The sequence below is a fragment of the Streptomyces noursei genome (assembly GCF_001646665.1).
Taxonomy (GTDB): Bacteria; Actinomycetota; Actinomycetes; order Streptomycetales; family Streptomycetaceae; genus Streptomyces; species Streptomyces lavendulocolor.
The window spans coordinates 7,517-26,947 of record NZ_LWBU01000090.1 but is presented as its reverse complement, the minus strand read 5'-3'; the positions used below and the strand labels follow the sequence as shown (position 1 = coordinate 26,947).

At 75.0% G+C, this 19,431-nt stretch carries 20 protein-coding genes; 4 read left to right on the top strand and 16 right to left on the bottom strand.

Annotation, left to right across the window (positions count from 1 at the left end; translation table 11 throughout):
- Nucleotides 1-38: 38 nt before the first annotated feature.
- The 4 genes from A4V12_RS07525 to sigE form a co-directional block, all read right to left on the bottom strand.
- Entirely contained in the window at nt 39-497 is a 459-nt protein-coding gene (locus tag A4V12_RS07525; RefSeq protein WP_064068449.1) for a sec-independent translocase, read from the bottom strand.
- 146 nt (nt 498-643) lie between these two features.
- Entirely contained in the window at nt 644-2,410 is a 1,767-nt protein-coding gene (locus tag A4V12_RS07520) for a trypsin-like peptidase domain-containing protein (protein ID WP_064068448.1), read from the bottom strand.
- A gap of 93 nt (nt 2,411-2,503) precedes the next feature.
- The gene (locus tag A4V12_RS07515) at nt 2,504-3,310 is read right to left on the bottom strand and encodes an anti-sigma factor family protein (RefSeq protein WP_064068447.1); all 807 of its coding nucleotides are present in this window, start codon (nt 3,308-3,310) and stop codon (nt 2,504-2,506) included.
- A complete protein-coding gene (gene sigE, locus A4V12_RS07510; RefSeq protein WP_199831238.1) occupies nt 3,307-4,068 on the bottom strand; it encodes an RNA polymerase sigma factor SigE in 762 nt (253 codons plus the stop codon). The genes A4V12_RS07515 and sigE overlap by 4 nt, the downstream gene beginning before the upstream one ends.
- A gap of 144 nt (nt 4,069-4,212) precedes the next feature.
- On the opposite strand from sigE, the gene A4V12_RS07505 reads away from it, so the two are divergent.
- Nucleotides 4,213-4,878 (top strand): O-methyltransferase, encoded by a 666-nt coding sequence (locus A4V12_RS07505; protein WP_064068445.1) that lies wholly within the window; start codon nt 4,213-4,215, stop codon nt 4,876-4,878.
- Nucleotides 4,879-4,962: 84 nt separating this feature from the next.
- Here A4V12_RS07505 and A4V12_RS34075 read toward each other — a convergent pair whose 3' ends face one another.
- Nucleotides 4,963-5,130: a DUF3117 domain-containing protein gene (locus A4V12_RS34075; RefSeq protein WP_003966491.1), complete on the bottom strand. Its 168-nt coding sequence runs from the start codon at nt 5,128-5,130 to the stop codon at nt 4,963-4,965.
- A gap of 313 nt (nt 5,131-5,443) precedes the next feature.
- On the opposite strand from A4V12_RS34075, the gene A4V12_RS07500 reads away from it, so the two are divergent.
- Nucleotides 5,444-6,226 carry an enoyl-CoA hydratase/isomerase family protein gene (locus tag A4V12_RS07500; RefSeq protein WP_064068444.1) on the top strand — a complete coding sequence of 261 codons (783 nt, stop codon included), beginning with the start codon at nt 5,444-5,446 and terminating at the stop codon, nt 6,224-6,226.
- A gap of 85 nt (nt 6,227-6,311) precedes the next feature.
- Here the strand turns inward: A4V12_RS07500 and A4V12_RS07495 are convergent, their stop codons facing one another.
- Both A4V12_RS07495 and A4V12_RS07490 read right to left on the bottom strand, forming a co-directional pair.
- On the bottom strand, nt 6,312-6,890 hold the full coding sequence (locus tag A4V12_RS07495; RefSeq protein WP_064068443.1) for a DNA-3-methyladenine glycosylase I: 579 nt from the start codon (nt 6,888-6,890) through the stop codon (nt 6,312-6,314).
- On the bottom strand, nt 6,887-7,264 hold the full coding sequence (locus A4V12_RS07490) for a DivIVA domain-containing protein (RefSeq protein ID WP_079136888.1): 378 nt from the start codon (nt 7,262-7,264) through the stop codon (nt 6,887-6,889). Before A4V12_RS07490 ends, A4V12_RS07495 begins: the two co-directional genes overlap by 4 nt.
- A 104-nt stretch (nt 7,265-7,368) precedes the next feature.
- Here A4V12_RS07490 and folP point away from each other — a divergent pair, with 104 nt between their 5' ends.
- Nucleotides 7,369-8,229: a dihydropteroate synthase gene (folP, locus tag A4V12_RS07485; protein ID WP_064068441.1), complete on the top strand. Its 861-nt coding sequence runs from the start codon at nt 7,369-7,371 to the stop codon at nt 8,227-8,229.
- 55 nt (nt 8,230-8,284) lie between these two features.
- Here the strand turns inward: folP and A4V12_RS07480 are convergent, their stop codons facing one another.
- Entirely contained in the window at nt 8,285-9,055 is a 771-nt protein-coding gene (locus A4V12_RS07480; protein WP_064068440.1) for a TIGR00730 family Rossman fold protein, read from the bottom strand.
- 77 nt (nt 9,056-9,132) lie between these two features.
- Nucleotides 9,133-10,224, bottom strand: a complete 1,092-nt coding sequence (dapE, locus tag A4V12_RS07475; RefSeq protein WP_064068439.1) for a succinyl-diaminopimelate desuccinylase — start codon at nt 10,222-10,224, stop codon at nt 9,133-9,135.
- Nucleotides 10,225-10,254: 30 nt separating this feature from the next.
- Here dapE and A4V12_RS07470 point away from each other — a divergent pair, with 30 nt between their 5' ends.
- Nucleotides 10,255-11,160: a hypothetical protein gene (locus A4V12_RS07470; protein WP_064068438.1), complete on the top strand. Its 906-nt coding sequence runs from the start codon at nt 10,255-10,257 to the stop codon at nt 11,158-11,160.
- A 253-nt stretch (nt 11,161-11,413) separates the two neighbouring features.
- On the opposite strand, the gene purM is transcribed toward A4V12_RS07470, so the two are convergent.
- Genes purM through A4V12_RS39450 form a run of 7 tightly spaced genes read right to left on the bottom strand, consistent with a single transcriptional unit; the run spans nt 11,414 to nt 19,220 of the window.
- Nucleotides 11,414-12,481, bottom strand: a complete 1,068-nt coding sequence (gene purM, locus A4V12_RS07465; RefSeq protein ID WP_064068437.1) for a phosphoribosylformylglycinamidine cyclo-ligase — start codon at nt 12,479-12,481, stop codon at nt 11,414-11,416.
- Nucleotides 12,482-12,516: 35 nt separating this feature from the next.
- Entirely contained in the window at nt 12,517-13,404 is an 888-nt protein-coding gene (locus tag A4V12_RS07460; protein WP_064068436.1) for an NAD-dependent epimerase/dehydratase family protein, read from the bottom strand.
- On the bottom strand, nt 13,401-15,098 hold the full coding sequence (locus A4V12_RS07455; RefSeq protein ID WP_199831234.1) for a class I adenylate-forming enzyme family protein: 1,698 nt from the start codon (nt 15,096-15,098) through the stop codon (nt 13,401-13,403). The genes A4V12_RS07460 and A4V12_RS07455 overlap by 4 nt, the downstream gene beginning before the upstream one ends.
- Nucleotides 15,095-16,285 carry a cytochrome P450 gene (locus tag A4V12_RS07450; RefSeq protein WP_064068435.1) on the bottom strand — a complete coding sequence of 397 codons (1,191 nt, stop codon included), beginning with the start codon at nt 16,283-16,285 and terminating at the stop codon, nt 15,095-15,097. Before A4V12_RS07450 ends, A4V12_RS07455 begins: the two co-directional genes overlap by 4 nt.
- Entirely contained in the window at nt 16,282-17,025 is a 744-nt protein-coding gene (locus A4V12_RS07445; protein ID WP_064068434.1) for a glycosyltransferase family 2 protein, read from the bottom strand. The genes A4V12_RS07450 and A4V12_RS07445 overlap by 4 nt, the downstream gene beginning before the upstream one ends.
- Nucleotides 17,022-18,032: a 3-oxoacyl-ACP synthase III family protein gene (locus A4V12_RS07440; RefSeq protein WP_064068433.1), complete on the bottom strand. Its 1,011-nt coding sequence runs from the start codon at nt 18,030-18,032 to the stop codon at nt 17,022-17,024. The genes A4V12_RS07445 and A4V12_RS07440 overlap by 4 nt, the downstream gene beginning before the upstream one ends.
- Nucleotides 18,033-18,047: 15 nt before the next feature.
- Nucleotides 18,048-19,220, bottom strand: a complete 1,173-nt coding sequence (locus tag A4V12_RS39450; RefSeq protein ID WP_064068432.1) for a cytochrome P450 — start codon at nt 19,218-19,220, stop codon at nt 18,048-18,050.
- Nucleotides 19,221-19,431 lie beyond the last annotated feature (211 nt).

The following is a 19,431-nucleotide window of genomic DNA, read 5'->3' as shown; positions in this document are numbered from 1 at the left end:
ACGGGGCCTCTTCCCGGCAAGAGCGCCGAGGGAGGGGTTCAGGTGGCGTCGGCGTCGAACGGCGGGCGGTCGGCCTGGTCGGGCCTGTCGCCCTTCTTCAGCAGGTCCGTGCCGCCCCCGGGGCCCTCGGCGCGGGAGGCGGCGCCACCGACCCCGGCCGGGACGGACGCGTCGGGCTCGTGGCCGTTGACGGCGTCGGCGACGTCGTTGATCTCCTTCTTGAGATCGAAGCTGCTGCGGATCTCCTTGAGGTCCTCGTTCTCCGTCAGCTGCTTGCGGATGAACGTCTTGGGGTTCAGGTCCTCGAACTCGAAGTCCTTGAACTCCGGACCCAGTTCGCTGCGGATGTCGTGCTTCGCGTTCTCGGAGAAGTCACGGATCTTGCGGATGAAGCCGGAGACGTCCTGGATGACCTTCGGCAGCTTGTCGGGGCCGAAGACGAGCACGGCAAGGACCACGAGCACCACGAGCTCGAGTGCGCCTATGTCATTGAACACCTTGCTGCTCCTTCACAGGGTCCGGCCCTCGGTCCATGGTGCGCGGTCCGTGGGGCCGTCCGGGCCCGGGGCCCGTACCACGGTACCTGGCCCGGCTGTCGCGGCGGTACCTCGCGGCGACGGCGGGGTGGCCGCGCGGTGGACGGTCAGCCGCCCGCCGACGAACCGAGCGTCAGCGTCTTGGTCTCCTCCCGGCCGCCGCGCTCCAGGGTGAGCCGGAGCCGGTCGCCGGGGCGGTGGGCGCGGATCTTGACGATCAGCTCCTCGCCGCTGTGCACGCGCTGGCCGTCGACCTTGGTGATCACGTCGCCGGGCCGGATGCCCGCCTTGGCGGCCGGGCCGCCGGGGCTGACGGAGGCGCCGCCGTCCTGGGCCTTCTCACCGACCCGGGCGCCGTCGCCGGTGTACTTCATGTCGAGGCTCACCCCGATCACCGGGTGGTCGGCCTTGCCCGTGTTGATCAGCTCCTCGGCGACGCGCTTGCCCTGGTTGACGGGGATGGCGAAGCCGAGTCCTATCGAGCCGGCCTGGCCGCCGTCGGGCCCCGAGCCGCTGTCGGCGGCGCGGATGGCGCTGTTGATGCCGATGACCCGGGCCTTGGAATCGAGCAGCGGTCCGCCCGAATTGCCGGGGTTTATCGGAGCGTCGGTCTGGAGGGCGTCGACGTAGCTGATGTCGCTGCCGTCGCCCTTCTCCCCGCCCGCGGTGATGGGCCGCTCCTTGGCGCTGATGATGCCGGAGGTCACGGTGTTCTGGAGGTCGAAGGGGGCGCCGATGGCGACGACCGGGTCCCCGACGCGGACGTTGTCCGAGTTGCCGAGCGGCAGCGGCTTGAGGTTGGAGACGCCCTTCACCCGGACGACGGCGAGGTCGTAGCCGCTGTCCTTGCCGACCAGCTCGGCCGCGGCCGTCTCGCCGCCGCTGAAGGTGACGGTGATGTCGCCCGAGGTGCCGGCCGGGTCGACGACGTGGTGGTTGGTGAGGATGTGCCCCCGCTCGTCGAGGACGAAGCCGGTGCCGGTGCCCTGCTCGCCGCCGCCGCTCACATGGAGGGTGACGACACCGGGCAGGGCGCTGGCCGCGATGCCGGCGACGCTGTCCGGCGCCCGGTCGCCGTCCTCCGGCCCGGCCTGCGGCAGCTCGACGGTGGTGAGCCCGCCGTGCCGCTCGACGTACGCGCCGACACCGCCGCCGAGCACGCCGGTGAGCCCGGCGAACAGCAGCGCGGCGACGGCGGCGAGGCCGCGCCGCCGCCCCTTGCGCGGCGCGTGCGGCAGGGGGCCGCCGGGGTGGAGCAGCGGCTGGTGCGGCCCGCCGGGGGTGCTCCACGGGTCGTACTGGAGCCACTGCGAGGGCTGCGGGGCGCCGGGGTGCTCCTGGCGCGGCCCCGCAGGAGCGGGCGGCTGCGGAAGGCCGGGGTGCTGGGCGGTGGGCGGCTGCGGGTGCCCGGCCTGCGGGACGCCGGGCTGCTGGGCGGTGGTGTGCGGACCGGTGGGGTGCGGGGGCCCGGCCTGCGGCGGGACGCCGGGCTGCTGGGCGGTCGCCGGGGGCCCGGGGTGTCCCGGGTGCCCGGGCGGGGTGCCCGGGCCGGGGGTGCCGGGGGCGGGCGGGACGGCGGTGCCGTGCGCCGGCGTCGCCATGGGCCGCTGGACGGGCGGTGCGGGCGCCCACGGGCCCGGCTCGCCGTAGGGCGGGGTGCGGTACTCGTCGGGCTGGTGCAGCGGCTGCGGGCGGGACGCGGGCGCGACCGCCTTCGCGGCGGGGCCGGGGTCCTGCGCGGGGCCGGGCCCGGGGACGGGCGGGGCCGTCCGCGGGGCGCCGCCCTCGGGGCCGCCCGCCTCCGCCACCATGTGCTGCCGCGCCGGGCGGCTCCACCACTTCGGCTTGGGCCCCGTGGGCTTCCCGTCGTCCATGTTCTCCCCGCTGCGTGCCCGTCCCGCGCCCCCTCGGGACGCCACTGAGCAGGATTCAACCAGGTCCGGCCGCCCCCGTGCAGGGGGCTCCGGTCAGCGGCCCGCGGGCAGCGGCAGCGAGCTGGGGGACGGGGTGGCGTCCGCACCGGGGCCGACCGGGCGTATCAGCGGTGCGGGTGGTGTGGCGTTCAGCGCGCTCACCGCACCGGGGGGCGAGGCCGGCAGAAGGGGATGGACACCCGGGCGCCGCACCGCGTGCAGCGGCACGGCGGCCAGCGGTGCGGCCGGCCGCTCGGTCAGCCGGACCGGTGCGTGGCCGCCACCGCGGCGGCGGCTGTTGTCACCGCTGCCGGTGCCGGCGCCCTGGGTCTGGCCGGACGACCGCATCGGGGTGACGCTGTTGCCCGTGCCGTCACCGCGGGCGTCCACCGTGGCGACCGTCGGCAGCGCACCGCCCAGGGCGATCGCCGCGAACGACACGGCGCTGGCGGCCGCGAACGCGAACCTCCGGCCGCGCCAGGGGGAGCGCTCCGCCTCCTGGCGGCCCACTTCGTGGATGCGGAAGCCCGCGTCCGGTCCCCCGGCGTAGCCGAAGGTGCCGGGTCTCATTCCGAGGGCGCGCTCGCCGCCGAAGGGTCCGCCCCGGTCGTCGTCGCCCGGAGCACCCCCGGGCAACCCCTGGAGGCGGGCGAGGAGCCCCTCGGAGGGGGGCGGTGGGGCGGCCTGGGCGAAGACGCTCTTGAGCCTGCGCTGTGCGTCGGCCTCGGCCTTGCACTTGGGACAGGTCGCCAGATGGGCCAGGACCCGCTCGCGGGCGTCGTGGCCCAGCTCGCCGTCGACGAGCGCGGCGAGGCGGTCCCCCAGATGCTGTTCCGCGGGGGTCGGACTCGTGCCACTCACGCGGGTCCGCCCTCCCCGCCCACGGCCACGAAGGTGCGCTGCTCGGCGCGGGCCTCGGGCGACCGGTGCTTGAGTGCCTTGCGCAGGTGGGAGCGGCCGCGGTGGATACGGCTGCGGACGGTGCCGAGCTTCACGCCGAGGGTCGCGGCGATCTCCTCGTACGACAGCCCCTCGATGTCGCAGAGCACCACCGCGGCACGGAACTCGGGCGCCAGGGTGTCCAGAGCCTGCTGCACGTCGGCGTCGAAGTGCGTGTCGTGGAAGACCTGCTGCGGGGACGGCTCGCGGCTGGGCAGCCGCTCCGCCGCGTCGTCGCCGAGCGCGTCGAACCGGATGCGCTGCTTGCGGCGCACCATGTCCAGGAAGAGGTTGGTGGTGATGCGGTGCAGCCAGCCCTCGAAGGTGCCGGGCGTGTACGTGGACAGCGACCGGAAGACACGGACGAAGACCTCCTGGGTGAGGTCCTCGGCGTCGTGCTGATTGCCGGTCAGCCGGTAGGCGAGACGGTAGACCCTGCCACTGTGCGTGCTGACGATCTCCTCCCAGGAGGGAGGAGTCCACGCCTGCGGTTCCGCATCCGATGCGAAGGTCGCGGTGGTGGGTGCGAAGTCGGCGGGCATGGGACGGTCAGCGGTGTCGGTCACGGATTTCGGCTCACCCGCCGACCTGAGAAGGCGCCGCAGCACCCCTCCCCGATCCACAGGCGCAGCCGCACCTCCCCTATCGGCTCTGGTGGTGTCCAGTGGAGCCCCTACCATAGCCACCTCGCCCGTTAGCTCCGGATAAGAATCTTTACGTGGATTTGGGACCGTCTTCGGCTCTTGATCCATGTGCTCCCCCCACCCCTTCACAACGCGCGGTCCCATCTGCGGGTTCCCGGGCCCGAACGGCTACAGTCACCGTTGCGCCAACTACGGGGACAGGAGAGGGTCATTACCGCCAACCGGCAGACGAGCTGGGCGTTCGCCGACGCCTTTGTCGCCGAGGACGACGCGCTGCGCTGGGCCCGTGACCGGGCCCGGGACGCGGGGCTGCCCTCGGTGTCGCCAGGCACCGGCGCCGCGCTGCGTCTGCTGGCGGCCACGGCGGACGCCAAGGCGGTCGCGGAGATCGGCACCGGCACGGGGGTCTCCGGCATCTACCTGCTGGAGGGGATGCGCCCCGACGGCGTCCTGACCACGGTGGACCTCGAACCGGAGCGGCAGCAGTTCGCCAAGCAGGCGTTCCGGGCGGCCGGCTTCGCCGGGAACCGGGCCCGTTTCATCCCCGGCCGCGCCCTCGACGTCCTGCCGCGGCTCGCGGACGGCGGGTACGACCTGGTCTTCTGCGACGGCGACCGCCTGGAGTGCCTGGACTATCTCGCTGAATCGTTGCGCCTGCTGCGCCCGGGTGGTCTGGTCTGTTTCGAGGGCGTCTTCGCGGACGGCCGTACGGTGGACTCGGCGGCCCAGCCCGCCGAGGTGCTCAGGGTGCGGGAGCTGCTGAGGACCGTCCGGGAGAGCCAGGAGCTGCTGCCGACGCTGCTGCCGGTGGGCGACGGGCTGCTGTGCGCGGTGCGCCGGGGCTGACCGGTGACGTACGAGAGCCCCGGCCGGGTCGCGCGTCACCGCGTACCGTGCCGGGGCTTCCGGAAAAACAGGGGGCGTTCCGCGTCAGCCGACGACCTTCTTGAGTGCGTCGCCGAGCGCGTCGGCCTCGTCCGGAGTCAGCTCGACGACAAGCCGACCGCCGCCTTCGAGCGGAACGCGCATGACGATGCCCCGCCCCTCCTTTGTCACCTCGAGCGGGCCGTCGCCCGTCCGCGGCTTCATGGCCGCCATGCTCGTTCCCCTTCCTGAAACCAGCTCATCGTCGCCGACGGCCCTCTGGCATGGGCACGCATCACCGGCATCGAACACATTGCTTCCAGGTCATTATCCCGCATGGCAGGACCCGATGACCAACATCAGCAGGCATCGCTTGCGCAACGCGCTCTCGCAAAACCGTCTATTTCGGCGATACGCCTGCGATACTTCGCCGCCGCACACGGCGGCGGGGCCGAACATTCTTTGACGCAGGTCACATGTCCCGGCGCGATGATCTCCGCCATGCTGGGCGGGACATCATCGCCGTAGCCGCAAAGGGGACCCTGCCATGGCCGACACCGTGCTGTACGAGGTGGTCGACGGACTCGCCACGATCACCATCAACCGGCCCGACGCCATGAACGCGATGAACACCCAGGCGAAGATCGCCCTGAGGGACTCGCTGCGGGCGGCGGAGGAGGACGACGCGGTGCGCGCGGTGCTGCTGACCGCGACGGGCCGGGCGTTCTGCGTGGGCCAGGACCTCCGGGAGCACGTCGCGCTGATCGGCACCGAGCACACGATGAGCACCGTGCGGGAGCACTACAACCCGATCGTCCGGGCCATCGCCGGGATGCCGAAGCCGGTGGTCGCGGGGGTGAACGGGGTGGCGGCCGGGGCGGGCCTCGGCTTCGCGCTGGCGGCGGACTACCGGGTGGTGGCCGACACGGCGTCGTTCAACACCTCCTTCGCGGGGGTGGCGCTGACCGCCGACTCGGGCGTCTCGTGGACGCTGCCCCGCGTGGTGGGCCCCGGCCGGGCGGCGGACCTGCTGTTCTTCCCGCGCTCGATCCCGGCGCAGGAGGCGTACGAGCTGGGCATCGCGAGCCGGCTGGTCCCGGCGGCCGACCTCGCGGCCGAGGCGGAGTCCGTGGCCCGCGCCCTCGCCGAGGGCCCGACCCTGGCGTACGCGGCGCTGAAGGAGTCCCTGGCGTACGGGGCGTCGCACACGCTGGACGAGGCGCTGGAGAAGGAGGACGAGCTCCAGACGCGGGCCGGCGCGTCGGAGGACCACGGCATCGCGGTCCAGGCCTTCCTGGCCAAGGAGAAGCCGGAGTACCTCGGCCGCTGAGGCTCGGGGCGGGGCGGGGCCGCTGTTCCCGGGCTCCCCGCCCGCAGCGCGGGGGGAGCCCGCCGGGCGGGAGCGGGTCAGCCGGTCAGCCGCGGGCGACGCAGTCGGCCAGGTGGTCGTCGACCAGGCCGCAGGCCTGCATCAGGGCGTACGCCGTGGTCGGGCCGACGAAGCGGATGCCCTGCTTCTTGAGGGCCTTGGCCAGGGACGCCGACTCGGGCGTGACGGCCGGGACGTCGGCGAGCGTGCGGGGCACCGGGCGGGTGGCGGGGTCCGGGGCGTGCGACCAGATGAGGGCGTCCAGCTCGCCGGGCGCCCAGCCGGCCAGGACGCGCGCGTTGTCGAGGGACGCGTCGATCTTGGCGCGGTTGCGGATGATCCCGGTGTCCGCCAGCAGCCTGCTCCGGTCGGCGTCGGTGAACTCCGCGACCGCAGCGATCCGGAAGCCGGCGAACGCCCGGCGGAAGCCCTCGCGGCGGCGGAGGATCGTGAGCCACGACAGGCCCGACTGGAAGGCCTCCAGGCAGAGCCGTTCGAACAGGGCGTCGTCGCCGTGGACGGGGCGGCCCCACTCCTCGTCGTGGTACCGGAGGTAGTCCTCGGTGGACACGCCCCACGGGCAGCGCGGCTCCCCGTCCGGTCCGGGTACGGTCCCGCCGGTCACCGGTCCCGCTCCTCGCCGGGCACGTCGTCCGGCTCGTCCTCGGGCGCGAGGGGCGCGCCGGGCGCGCCGTGGCGCTGCGTACGGGTGCCGGCCAGCGCCGCCTCCAGTTCGGCGATCCGCGCGTCCCGCTCGGCCAGCTCCGCGCCGAGCCTGCCCAGCACGTCGTCGACCTCCGCCATCCGGTAGCCCCGCGGGGCCAGGGGCAGCCGCAGGGCGTCGATGTCGGCGCGGCCGACGGGCCGGGTCAGCGGCAGCTGGTCGACCGTGTGCTCGGGCGGCGCCTCGGGCAGTACCTCGTTCTCCCCGCCGCCGATCACGGCCAGAGTGACCGCGGCAACCACCACGACCATCGCTACAGCCAGAAACCAGAACACGACCGTGCCTCTCCACCGGGAGCGAAAACCCAACGGTGCCGATCGTGCCATGCGCCGCCGGCGGCTAAGGTCGCAGGCGACCGATCGCGAGGAGGAGACACGGGATGCTGCGCTTGGGACGGCGTGAATTCGGCGCGCACGAGCCGGTGATCATGGCGATCGTGAACCGGACCCCGGACTCCTTCTACGACCGGGGCGCCACCTTCCGCGACGAGCCGGCGCTCGCCCGGGTCGAGCAGGCGGTGGCCGAGGGCGCCGCCATCATCGACATCGGCGGGGTGAAGGCCGGTCCCGGGGAGGAGGTCACCGCCGAGGAGGAGGCCCGGCGCACCGTCGGTTTCGTGGCCGAGGTGCGGCGGCGGTACCCCGACGTGGTGATCAGTGTCGACACCTGGCGCCACGACGTCGGCGAGGCGGTCTGCGAGGCGGGCGCCGACGTGCTGAACGACGCGTGGGGCGGGGTCGACCCGAAGCTCGCGGAGGTCGCCGCGCGGTACGGCGCGGGGCTGGTGTGCACGCACGCGGGCGGCGCCGAGCCGCGTACCCGGCCGCACCGGGCGGAGTACGACGACGTGGTGGCCGACATCCTGCGGGTGACCGTCGGGCTGGCGGAGCGCGCCGTGGAGCTGGGCGTGCGCCGCGACGGCATCATGATCGACCCCGGCCACGACTTCGGGAAGAACACCCGGCACAGCCTGGAGGCGACCCGCCGGCTGGGCGAGATGACGGAGACGGGCTGGCCGGTGCTGGTGTCGCTGTCCAACAAGGACTTCGTCGGCGAGACGCTCGACCGGCCGGTCAAGGAGCGGGTGCTGGGCACGCTGGCGACGACGGCCGTCTCGGCGTGGCTGGGCGCCCGGGTCTACCGCGTCCACGAGGTCGCGGAGACGAAGCAGGTGCTGGACATGGTCGCGTCGATCGCGGGGCACCGCCCCCCGGCGGTCGCCCGCCGGGGACTGGCCTGACGCCACCCTCCGGGGCGGTCCCGCCGCCCCCGGCCGGCCGGGGGCGGCCCGGCCGTCAGGGGCGGCCCGGTCCGGTCTCCTTCGTGACCAGCGCGACCGCCTCGTCGACGTCGTCCGTGACGTGGAAGAGCAGCAGGTCGTGCTCCGACGCCTTGCCCTGCGCGATGACCGTGCCGCGCAGCCAGTCGACCAGGCCGGACCAGTACTCCGTGCCGAACAGCACGATCGGGAAGCGGGTGACCTTCCGCGTCTGGACCAGGGTGAGCGCCTCGAACAGCTCGTCCAGGGTGCCGAGCCCGCCCGGCAGGACGACGAAGCCCTGGGCGTACTTGACGAACATCGTCTTCCGCACGAAGAAGTAGCGGAAGTTGACGCCGATGTCGACGTGCGGGTTCAGGCCCTGCTCGAAGGGCAGCTCGATGCCGAGGCCCACCGACACGCCCTTGGCCTCCCGCGCGCCCTTGTTCGCCGCCTCCATGGCGCCCGGTCCGCCGCCCGTGATCACGGCGAAGCCGGCCTCGACGAGCGCCCGGCCGATCCGTACGCCCGCTTCGTACTCCGGCGTGCCCGCCGGGGTGCGGGCCGAGCCGAAGACGCTGATCGCGCTGGGCAGTTCGGCCAGCGCGCCGAAGCCCTCGACGAACTCCGACTGGATGCGCATGACGCGCCACGGGTCGGTGTGGACCCACTCGGAGTCGCCCGCGGTGTCCAGCAGCCGCTGATCGGTGGTGCCGGGCTGGACCTGCTCCCTGCGGCGCAGTACCGGCCCCAGCCGCTGCTCGGCCAGCGCTCGCAGTCCTTCGGCCTCGGCCTCGGGGTTGCCCATGATCCGCTCCCTCCGCTGAACATCGTTTCCCGCTCAGGGTAGGACGACGGACGTGACAAAAGGCGAAATTACGGAGGTCAGGCAGTGAGCCAGTCGTACAGTCGCCGTTCACAGTGGGTGATCCTGTCGACGGCGACGTGCTCGTCCCGCTTGTGCGCGAAGAGCGCGTCGCCGGGCCCGTAGTTGACGGCGGGCACGCCCAGCGCGCTGAACCGGGACACGTCGGTCCAGCCGAACTTGGGCTGCGCGGTGCCGCCGACCGCCGCCATGAAGGCCGCGGCGGCGGGGTGCGACAGGCCGGGCAGGGCGCCGCCGGTGTGGTCGTCGACCACGAACTCGTCGATGCCGCAGTCCGCGAACACCTCGCGCACGTGCGCCTCGGCCTCCGCCATGGAGCGGTCCGGCGCGTAGCGGTAGTTGACGGTCACGGTGCAGGCGTCGGGGATGACGTTGGTGGCCACCCCGCCCTCGATCCCGACGGCGTTGAGACCCTCGTGGTACTCCAGCCCGTCGATCACCGGGCGGCGCGGTTCGTAGGCGGCGAGCTTCGCCAGGATCGGGGCGGCGGCGTGGATGGCGTTGGACCCCATCCAGCTGCGCGCGGAGTGGGCGCGCTCGCCCTTGGTGCGCAGGTGGACCCGGAGCGTGCCCTGGCAGCCCCCCTCGACCTGGGCGTCGGAGGGCTCCAGCAGGACGGCGAAGTCGCCCTCCAGCCACTCGGGGTGCGCCTCGGCCACGTGCCCCAGGCCGTTGAGGTGGGCGGCGACCTCCTCGTTGTCGTAGAAGACGAAGGTCAGGTCGCGGTTGGGCGCGGGGACGGTCGCGGCGATGCGCAGCTGGACGGCGACGCCCGACTTCATGTCCGAGGTGCCGCAGCCCCACAGGACGCCGTTCTCGTCGAGCCGGGAGGGCACGTTGCCGGCGATCGGCACGGTGTCGATGTGTCCGGCCAGCACGACCCGCTCGGCGCGGCCCAGGTCCGTCCGCGCGACCACGTTGTTCCCGTGCCGGTCGACGGTCAGGTGCGGCAGCGTGCGCAACGCCTCCTCGATCGCGTCCGCGAGGGGCTTCTCGGTGCCGCTGACCGAGGGGAAGTCGACGAGCGCGGCGGTGAGCGCCGGGCCGTCCTGGGTGAGGTCCAGCGTGGTGGCGGGCGTGGTCTCGGACATGGTGACGACCCTATCCCGGCCTCCAGTACGGTGGGCTCCGTGTCCGAGTCCACCCGCTCCCGCCGACCGAGGATCGCCGTCGCGCTCGCCGTGCTGCTGGCGCTGGTCGGCTATGTCGTCGTCCAGTACGTCACCGGCGGCAAGGACGCGCCGCACTGCGTCGTGGGCAGCGGGAGCAACACCTACCGGTTCACCCCCGAGCAGGCGTCCAACGCCGCGACGATCTCCGCCGTCGGGACGTCGCGCGGGATGCCCGAGCGCGCGGTCACCATCGCGCTGGCGACCGCCCTCCAGGAGTCGGCGCTGCGCAACATCGGGTACGGCGACCGGGACTCCCTCGGGCTGTTCCAGCAGCGGCCCTCGCAGGGCTGGGGCACCGAGAAGCAGATCCTCGACCCGGTGTTCTCCGCCGGGAAGTTCTACGACCACCTCGCCGAGGTGCCGGGCTACTCGCGGCTGCCGCTGACGGTGGCCGCGCAGCGCGTGCAGCGCAGCGGCTTCCCGCAGGCGTACGCCAAGCACGAGCCGGACGCGGCCCTCCTCGCCGCCGCGCTCACCGGGCGCACCCCGGCGTCCCTGACGTGCACGACCGAGCGCGGGCCCGTGCGGGCCGGCGACCCGGCGCGGGTGCGGGCGGAGCTGCGGCGGGCGTTCGGGGCGGACGCGCTGCCCGGCGGCGGGAGGGCGCCCGAGATCGCCGTACCGGTGCGGACCGTGGCCGCCGGGGCGGGCCCCGAGGGCGCCGCGCCGGGCGGCGGGTCGCGCGGCGGCTGGGAGCTGGCGCAGTGGGCGGTGGCCCGGGCCGACGCCCTGGGCCTCGCGGAGGTGTCGTACGCGGGCCGGGTGTGGAGCGCGGCGGAGTCGCAGGACGGCTGGCGGACGGTCGAGGACGCCGCCGGTGCGGACGAGGTCCGCATCCGGGTCACGGGCGAGTAGGGCCCGCCCCGCCCGGGGGCGGAAGCCGGGCGGAAGCCGGCCGGCTCGCAGGACGTGGCCGGCGCGCGGGACGTGGCCGGCGCGCGGGACGTGGCCGACGCGCGGCGCGGTCCGCGCAGGACCCGGCAGCTGCGTTTGGGCGTCGGGGTCGGGAACGGCCGGCCGTGGGGCGGGACGTGGGAGGGGGGCCGTGCCGGACCCGGGCGGGTGCCCGGGTGCGGGACCCCGGGGTCCGGCACCCGGGGTTCGCCGGTCAGGCGGCGTAGTCGCCGGTCAGGGTGGCGCCGGTGGTGTGTTCGCCGCGTTCGGTGATCTCGCCGGCGACCCAGGCGTCGACGCCCCGGTCCGCGAGGGTGGTCAGGGCCACGTCGACCGACTCCGCGGGAACCACGGCCATCATCCCGACGCCCATGTTCAGCGTCTTCTCCAGCTCCAGACGCTCCACCCGGCCGGCCGTGCCGACCAGGTCGAACACCGCGCCGGGCGTCCAGGTCGAACGGTCGACCGCGGCGTGCAGCCCGTCCGGGATCACCCGGGCCAGGTTGGCGGCCAGACCACCACCGGTGATGTGACTGAACGCGTGCACCTCGGCCGTCCGGGTCAGCGCCAGACAGTCCAGCGAGTAGATCCTCGTCGGCTCCAGCAGCTCCTCGCCCAGCGTCCGGCCGAACTCCTCCACCCGCTGCTCCAGGCGCATCCCGGCCCGGTCGAACAGCACGTGCCGCACGAGCGAGTACCCGTTGGAGTGAAGGCCCGAGGACGCCATCGCAATCACCACGTCGCCCGCGCGGATGCGGTCGGCGCCCAGCAGCCGGTCCGCCTCCACCACACCCGTACCGGCACCGGCGACGTCGAAGTCGTCCGGGCCCAGCAGACCGGGGTGCTCGGCGGTCTCGCCGCCGACCAGGGCGCAGCCGGCCAGTACGCAGCCCTCGGCGATGCCCTTGACGACGGCGGCGACCCGCTCGGGGTGGACCTTGCCCACGCAGATGTAGTCGGTCATGAACAGCGGCTCGGCGCCGCAGACGACGATGTCGTCCATGACCATGGCGACCAGGTCGTGGCCGATGGTGTCGTAGACACCCATCTGCCGGGCGATGTCGACCTTCGTGCCGACACCGTCGGTCGCGGAGGCCAGCAGCGGCCGCTCGTAGCGCTTGAGGGCGGAGGCGTCGAAGAGGCCGGCGAAGCCGCCCAGGCCACCGAGGACCTCGGGGCGCTGCGTCTTCCTCACCCACTCCTTCATCAGCTCGACGGCGCGGTCGCCCGCTTCGATGTCGACGCCCGCGGCCGCGTAGCTGGCACCGGTGGGAGGAGTCATGCCGTCATGCCTTTCGGGAGGTCCTGGTCGGTCGGTCACCACGCGAGCGCCCCGTCGAACGACGTCGGTACGGGCTCGAGGCCGAGGCTCTCGCGTGCCGCGCCGAGGGCGAGGGTGCGTTCGACCGCGAGGTGGCTGATCGCGTACCGGGTGAGCCGCGGCGGGCGGGGCCGCCGGGTCAGCCGCCACGCGGTCTCGGCGGCCACCGCGGCGGCCGACGCCGCCCGCGCCGGGAGCGTCCGCAGGCGTACCCGGACGCCGCGGGCCGCGAGCAGCGCCCGCAGCGCCTCGCCGATCGGCACCGGTTCGGCGTCCGCGACGTTGTAGGTGCCGGGCGGGGCCGCGCGGTCGCAGGCGAGCAGCGCGGCGGCGGTGAGGTTGTCGATGTGGGTGAGCGACTGGGGTGCCGTGCCGTCGCCCGGCAGCCACAGCGAGCCGCCGCGCACGGCGCCCAGCACCCGCGGCAGCAGGGTCCGGTCGCCCGGCCCGTACACGGCGTGGGGGCGCAGCACGACCGTGTCGGGCCGGCCGCTCAGGGCCCGTTCGGCGGCCGCCTTGGACGCGGCGTACGGGGTGAGGTAGCGCCGCACGGGGGCTTCGGCCTCGTCGGCGTGGACGGTCGGGCGGAACGGGTCGTACACGCTGGCGCTGGAGATGTGGACCAGCCGGGCGCCGGGGAAGGAGGCGGCGACGTTCCTGGTGCCGGTGAGGTTGGCGTGCCACACCGGGCCGGGCGCGCCCCAGTCGGCGACGGCCGCCGCCGCGTGCACCACCGCGTCCACCCGGGGGGCGCCGGCCCACGGCCCGGTGGTGAGGTCCCAGTCGGCGCGGGTCAGCGCGTGGACGGTCCAGCCGCGCTCGGCCGCCGCGCGGCAGACCGCGCCGCCCACGAAACCGCGGGCGCCGGTGACGGCGATCCTCATCGCGCGGCCCCCGTCCCGGAGGCGGCCGCCGGGCGGAGCCGGGCGCGCAGCGCCTCGCGGTCCGGTTTGCGGGAGCGCCCGGCGACCGGGATGCGGTCCAGCACCACCACGTCGTCGGGGAGGACGGCGGCGTCGATCACCGAGGGCAGCAGGCTGCGCACGGACTCGGCGAAGGCGTCCGGCGAGGCCGGCGGGTGCTCGGCGACCAGGGCCAGGACGACGCGCTCGTCGCCGTACTCGTCGGGCACGCCGACGATGACCGCCTCGGCGACTCCGGGCAGGGCGGTGATGGCCGGCTCGTACAGGCCGGGGTAGATGTTGGTGCGGCCCCGGATCAGCATGTCCTTCTTGCGGCCGTGCAGGACCAGCCGGCCGTCCTCCAGCCGCGCGAGGTCCCCGGTGGCGTGCTCGTCCATGGCGGGTCCGCCGAGGTAGCCGCGGCACAGGTGGGGGCCGGACACCAGCAGTTCCCCGTCCGGGGCGGTGCGCAGCCCCACCGAGGGCAGCGGGGTGCCGAGCAGGTCGCCGGGGCCGGGGTGGGCCAGCTTCTCCTCCCCGGTGGCCACCGCCACGGGCAGGATCTCCGTCATGCCGTACACCGCGAGGAAGCGGACCGACGGCATGACCCGGGCGGCGCGGCGCAGCAGTCCCGGCAGGACGGGGGCGCCGCCGAGGACCACGTACCGCAGCGAGGGCGGCACGGTCGTCTCGCCCCGCTCGACGGCGTCGAGGACGGCCGGCAGGTCGGCCGGTACGCAGAAGGTGTGGGTCGCGCCGCCCAGCCCGGCGGCGTACCGCACGGGGTCGGCGGCGGGCGCGAAGCCGTAGGGGGGCATGGTCCAGCGGGCGCCGGTGATCAGGGCGGGAACGCCCATCATCAGCTGGTCGGTGTGCACGGTGTCGCCGTCGCCCATCCGCAGGGCGTGTCCGCAGCGCGCGAGGCCGGCGCCGAGCGAGCCCCGGGTGTGCACCACGGCCCTGGGGGCGCTGGTGGTGCCGGAGGTGAAGACGACCAGGGCCTCCTGGTCGGGCGCGGGCGCGGAGTGGAACGACCCGGCGGGACCGGCGGCGAGCCCCTTGGCGGACAGCGCCCCCGCGGGGGCGCCGGGCAGCCACCGGCCGGCGCGGATGTGGCGCAGGCCGAGCCGGTGGTACTGCGGCAGCAGCAGTCCGCGGCGCCGCGCGAGCGGGCGGCCGTAGCGGCTCGCGGCGTACAGCAGCGACTCGGCGGCGGCCCAGCGGGGGGCGGCCAGTTCACGGCGCGCGGCGAACAGTTCGGGGCCCGCGCCCGGGTCGACGAACACCACGGTGGCGCCCGCCGCGATGATGCCCAGCGCCAGCACGACGCCCTCGGGCCCGGGGCGTACGGAGAACAGCACCCGCTCCCCCGGTGCCATCCCCGCCTCGCGCAGCCCGCGCGCGGTGGCCCGCACGGCGTCGGCGAGCTGCCGGTGGCCGAGGGTCGTCCCGTCGGGGCCGGTGAGCGCCGGGGCGTCACCGCGCCGCCGCGCGGTCTCCAGCAGCGCTGTCAGCACGTCGGTGGGGCCGTCGGGTCCCGGGAGGTGCTCGGTGTCGGGTGCCGGGAGGTGCGCGGGGCGGCCGTCGGGTCCGCCGGGGCGGGCGGTGCGGCCGTCGGGTCCGCCGGGGCGGGCGGTGCGGCCGTCGGGTCCCGGGAGGTGCTCGGTGTCGGTCACGGCGCGCTCCGGAGGGAGAGGGTGAGCCGGGCGTACCCGGGGATCAGCACGTGGCGGGCGGTACGGCGGTCGGCGACCGCGACCGGTCCGGCCGCGAGGACGGCGTCCAGCACCGCGCGGACCTGCGCCATGGCGAGGGGCATGCCCAGGCAGAAGTGCGGGCCGGCGCCGAACCACAGCCGGCGCAGCTCCGGCGGGTGCGGCCGGTCGGGGTCGAAGGCGCCGTACGCCGAGGCGCACATCAGCGTGGCGATGACGACCCGGTCGCCGGGGGCCACCGGTACGCCGCCGATCGCGGTCGGCCGGGCGACGCTGCGCAGCATCACGGGCGACGGGACGGTGACCCGCAGGGCCTCCTCGACGACTGCGCCGGGGTCGGCCGTGCCGTCGCGGAGCCGGTCGAGCCAGGCCGTGTCGTGGCAGAGCGCGACGAGGCGGGGGATGAACGAGACCAGCGTCTCGGTCCCGGTGAGCAGGAACGCCCCGACGGCGCCCCGGGCCTCCTCCTCGCTCAGGCCGAGGCCGCGCAGCCGGCCGGGCAGGGTGTCGTCCCCGCCCCGCCGGTAGGCGTCGACCGCCGAGGCGGTGAGGCGGCCCAGCACCTCCCGGGCCCGGCGCACGTGCCGGGGCGGCAGGGAGTGCCGCCACAGCCGTACCGCCTTGGTCACCTCCGACGCGTCGGCGTGCGCGGCGGCGAACCGCTCCGGTTCCACCGGAAGGCCGACGATCTCGCAGATGGCGGCGCCCGCGCAGCTCTGCGCCACCCGGACCAGGTCGACCTCCTCGCCGGCGGCGAGCCGTCGCGTGAGGTCGGCGAGGGGCCGCGCCAGCACGCGGTCGCACAGCGCGGCGACGTACCCCGGGGTGAACAGGCCGGAGAGCCGGCGGCGCAGCGCGGCGTGGTCGGCGCCCTCCATGTTGAGCAGCACCGCCGGGCCGAGGACCGGTGTCCACAGGTCGGAGGGCGAGCCCGGTCCGGTCTTCGTGTAGTGCGCGGTGTCGCACAGGACCTCGCGCGCCAGGGCCGCGTCGCTGACGACGACCCCGACCCGCGGCACCCGCACGACCGGGCCGCGGGCCGCGATGGCGCGCAGCAGCCGGTAGGCCACGGGGTGGGCCGACGTCTGCACCCGGTGCTCCCACCGCTGCCAGGTCGCGTCGGGTGCGGTGGTGGCGGTGACCGTCATCGGATGTCCACCACCTCGGGGCGGTAGCGGTGGTCCGCGTACCAGCCGAGGGTCCGGCGCAGCCCCCACTCCCGCACCCGGCGGGCGGAGCCCTGGACGCGTACGTCGCGGCGCAGGCCGTACGCGGTCGTCAGCAGCCGTACCGCGTTCACCAGGGCCCGGTCCTCGTGGAGTTCCTCGATGGCCGTGCGGGGGAAGCCGCCGGCGCGTTCGTAGAGCCCGGCGGTGATGGCCATGTTGCAGCCGGGCGCCATGACGTAGGGCCCCAGGTAGCCGGCGTCCCGGTTGCCGGGCCGGATCCGGCCGAACCAGGCGGCGACCTCGGTGGCGGCGACGAGGGCGGTACGGCGCAGCGGGGGCAGCGGTGCCTCGTCGGTGCGGGGCCGCAGCTGCCCGGCGACCAGTTGCAGCCCGGACCGGAAGGCGGCCCGGATGCGGGCGGTCCAGTCGGGCGCGGGCAGGCAGTCGGCGTCGGTGCGGGCGAGGTGCGTGGCGCCGTGGGCGATGGCGTACCGCATGCCGGTGTCCGCCGCCGCGCCCGTGCCCTTCTGCGTCTCGTGGACGATGTGCAGGTCGCCGGGGTAGGGGAAGGACCGGACGACGTCGGCGGTGCCGTCCGTGGAGTTGTTGTCGACGACGACCAGGGAGAAGTCCCGGTCGGTCTGCGACGCGAGGGCCCGGAGGGTCGCCGTGATGCCGTGGGCCTCGTTGTACGCGGGGACGACCACCCAGAGCCTCACAGCCGGATCACGCTCATTCCCATGCTGATGCCTCCGGCGAGGCCGACCAGGCCGACCAGGTCGCCGGGGCCGGCCCGGCCGCTCTCGATGGCGCGGACGAGTTGCAGGGGCAGGCTCGCGGCGGCGGTGTTGCCGTGCTCGGTGATGGTCACGGGGATCTTGTCCATGGGCAGGCCGAACCGGTCGGCGAGCTGGTCGAGGTAGGGCTTGGACACCTGGTGGACGCAGATGGCGGCCATGTCGTGCCAGCCGACGCCCAGCCGGTCGAGGGTGTCGTCGAGCACGCCGGGGCCCAGCCGTTCGAAGGCGCGGCGCAGGCCCACTCCGTCGAGCCGGAAGTACGTGTGCTCCTCGCCGCGCGGATGGGCCGACCCGCCCGAGGGCAGGGTGCCGACGCTCCAGGAGGCGGAGTCGGCGGCGAACCCGTGGCCCAGGAGGCCCGGTTCGGCGGAGGCCTCCACGAGGAGGGCCGCACCGGCGTCGGAGAGGGTGTAGCCGGGTATCGAGGTGAGGTAGCTGCGCAGGTCGGGTACGGACCAGCGCACCGCGCGGGAGGGCGACTCGCCGCACGCCACGAGGATGCGGCGGTAGCCGCCCTGGGCGATGAGCGCGTGCGCGGTCTCCAGCGCGTTGAGCACGCTGTTGCAGGCGTTCTTCACGTCGAAGGCGGGGCAGCGCAGGCCGAGGCGGTCGGCGGTCATGTGCGAGGTCGCGGGCTCGATCATGTCCTGGCTCGCCGCGGCGAAGATGAGCAGGTCGACGTCGTCGGGGTCGGTCCCGGTGTCGGCGAGCAGTTTGCGCGCGGCGGCGGCGGCGAGGTCGGAGGCCTGCCAGTCGTCGGGCATGACGTGGAGCCGCTCCACGCCGGTGAGTCGGCGGACGAGTCCGGGGGGTGGCCGGAAGCCGGTTCCGGCGGCGGCCACCCGCCGCTCGGTCTCCTCCGCGGTGCGCAGGGTCTCCGGCAGGTGTACGGCCACACCGGCGAGCCGGGCGTGGTGTGCAGGCATGGGGCTGGTCTCCCGTCAGACGAGTGTCACGGTCAGCCGGGCGTACGTGGGGATGACCACGCGCCGGCTGTAGCGCCGCTCGACGATCCGCCAGGGCCGCCCGACGCTGGTCAGGGTCTCCAGCGTCCGGCCGATCTCCGCCTGGGCGATGGCGGATCCGAGGCAGCGGTGGCGGCCGGCGCCGAACCACAGCTCCCGGTTGGCCGGTTCGGCGGGCCGGCCGAGGCGGAAGCCTCCGGTGAGGCTGTTGGCGGTGTAGTTGAGCAGGGTGATGCGTTCTCCGGCCCTGAGCCTGCGGCCCGCGAGCTCGACGTCGCCGCGCACGGTCCGGCCGATGACGGGCGCGGGCGCCGTCACGCGCAGCCCTTCGCGGACCGCGTCCGGTACGAGCGCGGGGGACGCGACGAGCTTGTGCTGGTCGCCGGTGTCGTGCAGCAGGGCGACGGTGCGGGTGATGGCGCTGGCCGCCGTCTCGGTCGCGGCGACCCCGACGAGGGCGGCCATTCCGGCGGTCTGGTGGGCGTCGAGGCCGGCTTCCCGGCAGCGTCCGACGAGGTGGTCGGTGGAGCCGGTGCGCCATTCCTGCTCGACGTGGCCGGTGAGCCGGGCGACGACGCGCCGGCCGCGGGCGACGGTCTCGTCGGTCAGGTCGGCTCCTCCGGCGGCCTCCAGGGAGATGGCGGCCAGTTCGCGGGCGGTGGCGAAGACCTTCTCGTAGGCGGCGTCGTCGGTGCCGGTGACGGGGACCCGCAGGAGTTCCGTCACGATCCGGCCGACGAGGGTGCGGCCGAGGGCGGCGACGTCGACCGGCTTGCCGGCGGCGAGCCGGGCGCGGGTCTCCGCGAGCCGGGCGCCGATGGTCCGCTCGACCAGTTCGCGGGCGGGCGCCTCGCCGAACAGGTCCCGGGTCGCGGTGCGCAGGGCGCGGTGCCCCTCCCCGTCGAAGAGGTCGTCGACCCAGTCGCCGAGGAGCTGGGCCCACAGCCGGCCGACGCCGCCGCGGTCCAGGACGGTGAAGTGCTCGGGGTCGGTCAGGACGGAGCGGGCCGTGGCGGCGTCGGCGGTCACCCACCCGACGCGCGGGACGTGCCGCAGGGGCCGGGCCAGCCGGCCGGCGTGCAGCAGGAGGGGCAGGGCGGGACGGCTGGCGGCCAGCACGCGCAGTTCGTGGAATTCGGCGCGGTTCATGGTGATCCATCTCGTCGTTGCGCGGAGTGGGCACGACCGGGGGCCTGCCGGGCTTCCTCCCGTACCGGGGGATAGTCACGAGGAGGAGGCCCGGCAGGAGTGCGGGGCGTACGGACGGGGCGGTGGAGCCCCGTCCGTACGGGGGGCGGTTGGTCGCCGGCCGACGGGTGGGGCGCCGGCCGGCGACGAACCGGCGGGGGGGGGGGGGGGG

Bases quoted from the DNA above. Each gene is read 5' to 3' on its own strand.
- A4V12_RS07460 (WP_064068436.1), bottom strand. From the start codon at position 13,404: ATGAGGATCGCCGTCACCGGCGCCCGCGGTTTCGTGGGCGGCGCGGTC.
- purM (WP_064068437.1), bottom strand. From the start codon at position 12,481: ATGACTCCTCCCACCGGTGCCAGCTACGCGGCCGCGGGCGTCGACATC.
- A4V12_RS07440 (WP_064068433.1), bottom strand. From the start codon at position 18,032: ATGCCTGCACACCACGCCCGGCTCGCCGGTGTGGCCGTACACCTGCCG.
- A4V12_RS07480 (WP_064068440.1), bottom strand. From the start codon at position 9,055: ATGGGCAACCCCGAGGCCGAGGCCGAAGGACTGCGAGCGCTGGCCGAG.
- A4V12_RS07450 (WP_064068435.1), bottom strand. From the start codon at position 16,285: ATGACGGTCACCGCCACCACCGCACCCGACGCGACCTGGCAGCGGTGG.
- folP (WP_064068441.1), top strand. From the start codon at position 7,369: ATGCTGCGCTTGGGACGGCGTGAATTCGGCGCGCACGAGCCGGTGATC.
- dapE (WP_064068439.1), bottom strand. From the start codon at position 10,224: ATGTCCGAGACCACGCCCGCCACCACGCTGGACCTCACCCAGGACGGC.
- A4V12_RS07500 (WP_064068444.1), top strand. From the start codon at position 5,444: ATGGCCGACACCGTGCTGTACGAGGTGGTCGACGGACTCGCCACGATC.
- A4V12_RS39450 (WP_064068432.1), bottom strand. From the start codon at position 19,220: ATGAACCGCGCCGAATTCCACGAACTGCGCGTGCTGGCCGCCAGCCGT.
- A4V12_RS34075 (WP_003966491.1), bottom strand. From the start codon at position 5,130: ATGGCGGCCATGAAGCCGCGGACGGGCGACGGCCCGCTCGAGGTGACA.
- sigE (WP_199831238.1), bottom strand. From the start codon at position 4,068: ATGGTAGGGGCTCCACTGGACACCACCAGAGCCGATAGGGGAGGTGCG.
- A4V12_RS07520 (WP_064068448.1), bottom strand. From the start codon at position 2,410: ATGGACGACGGGAAGCCCACGGGGCCCAAGCCGAAGTGGTGGAGCCGC.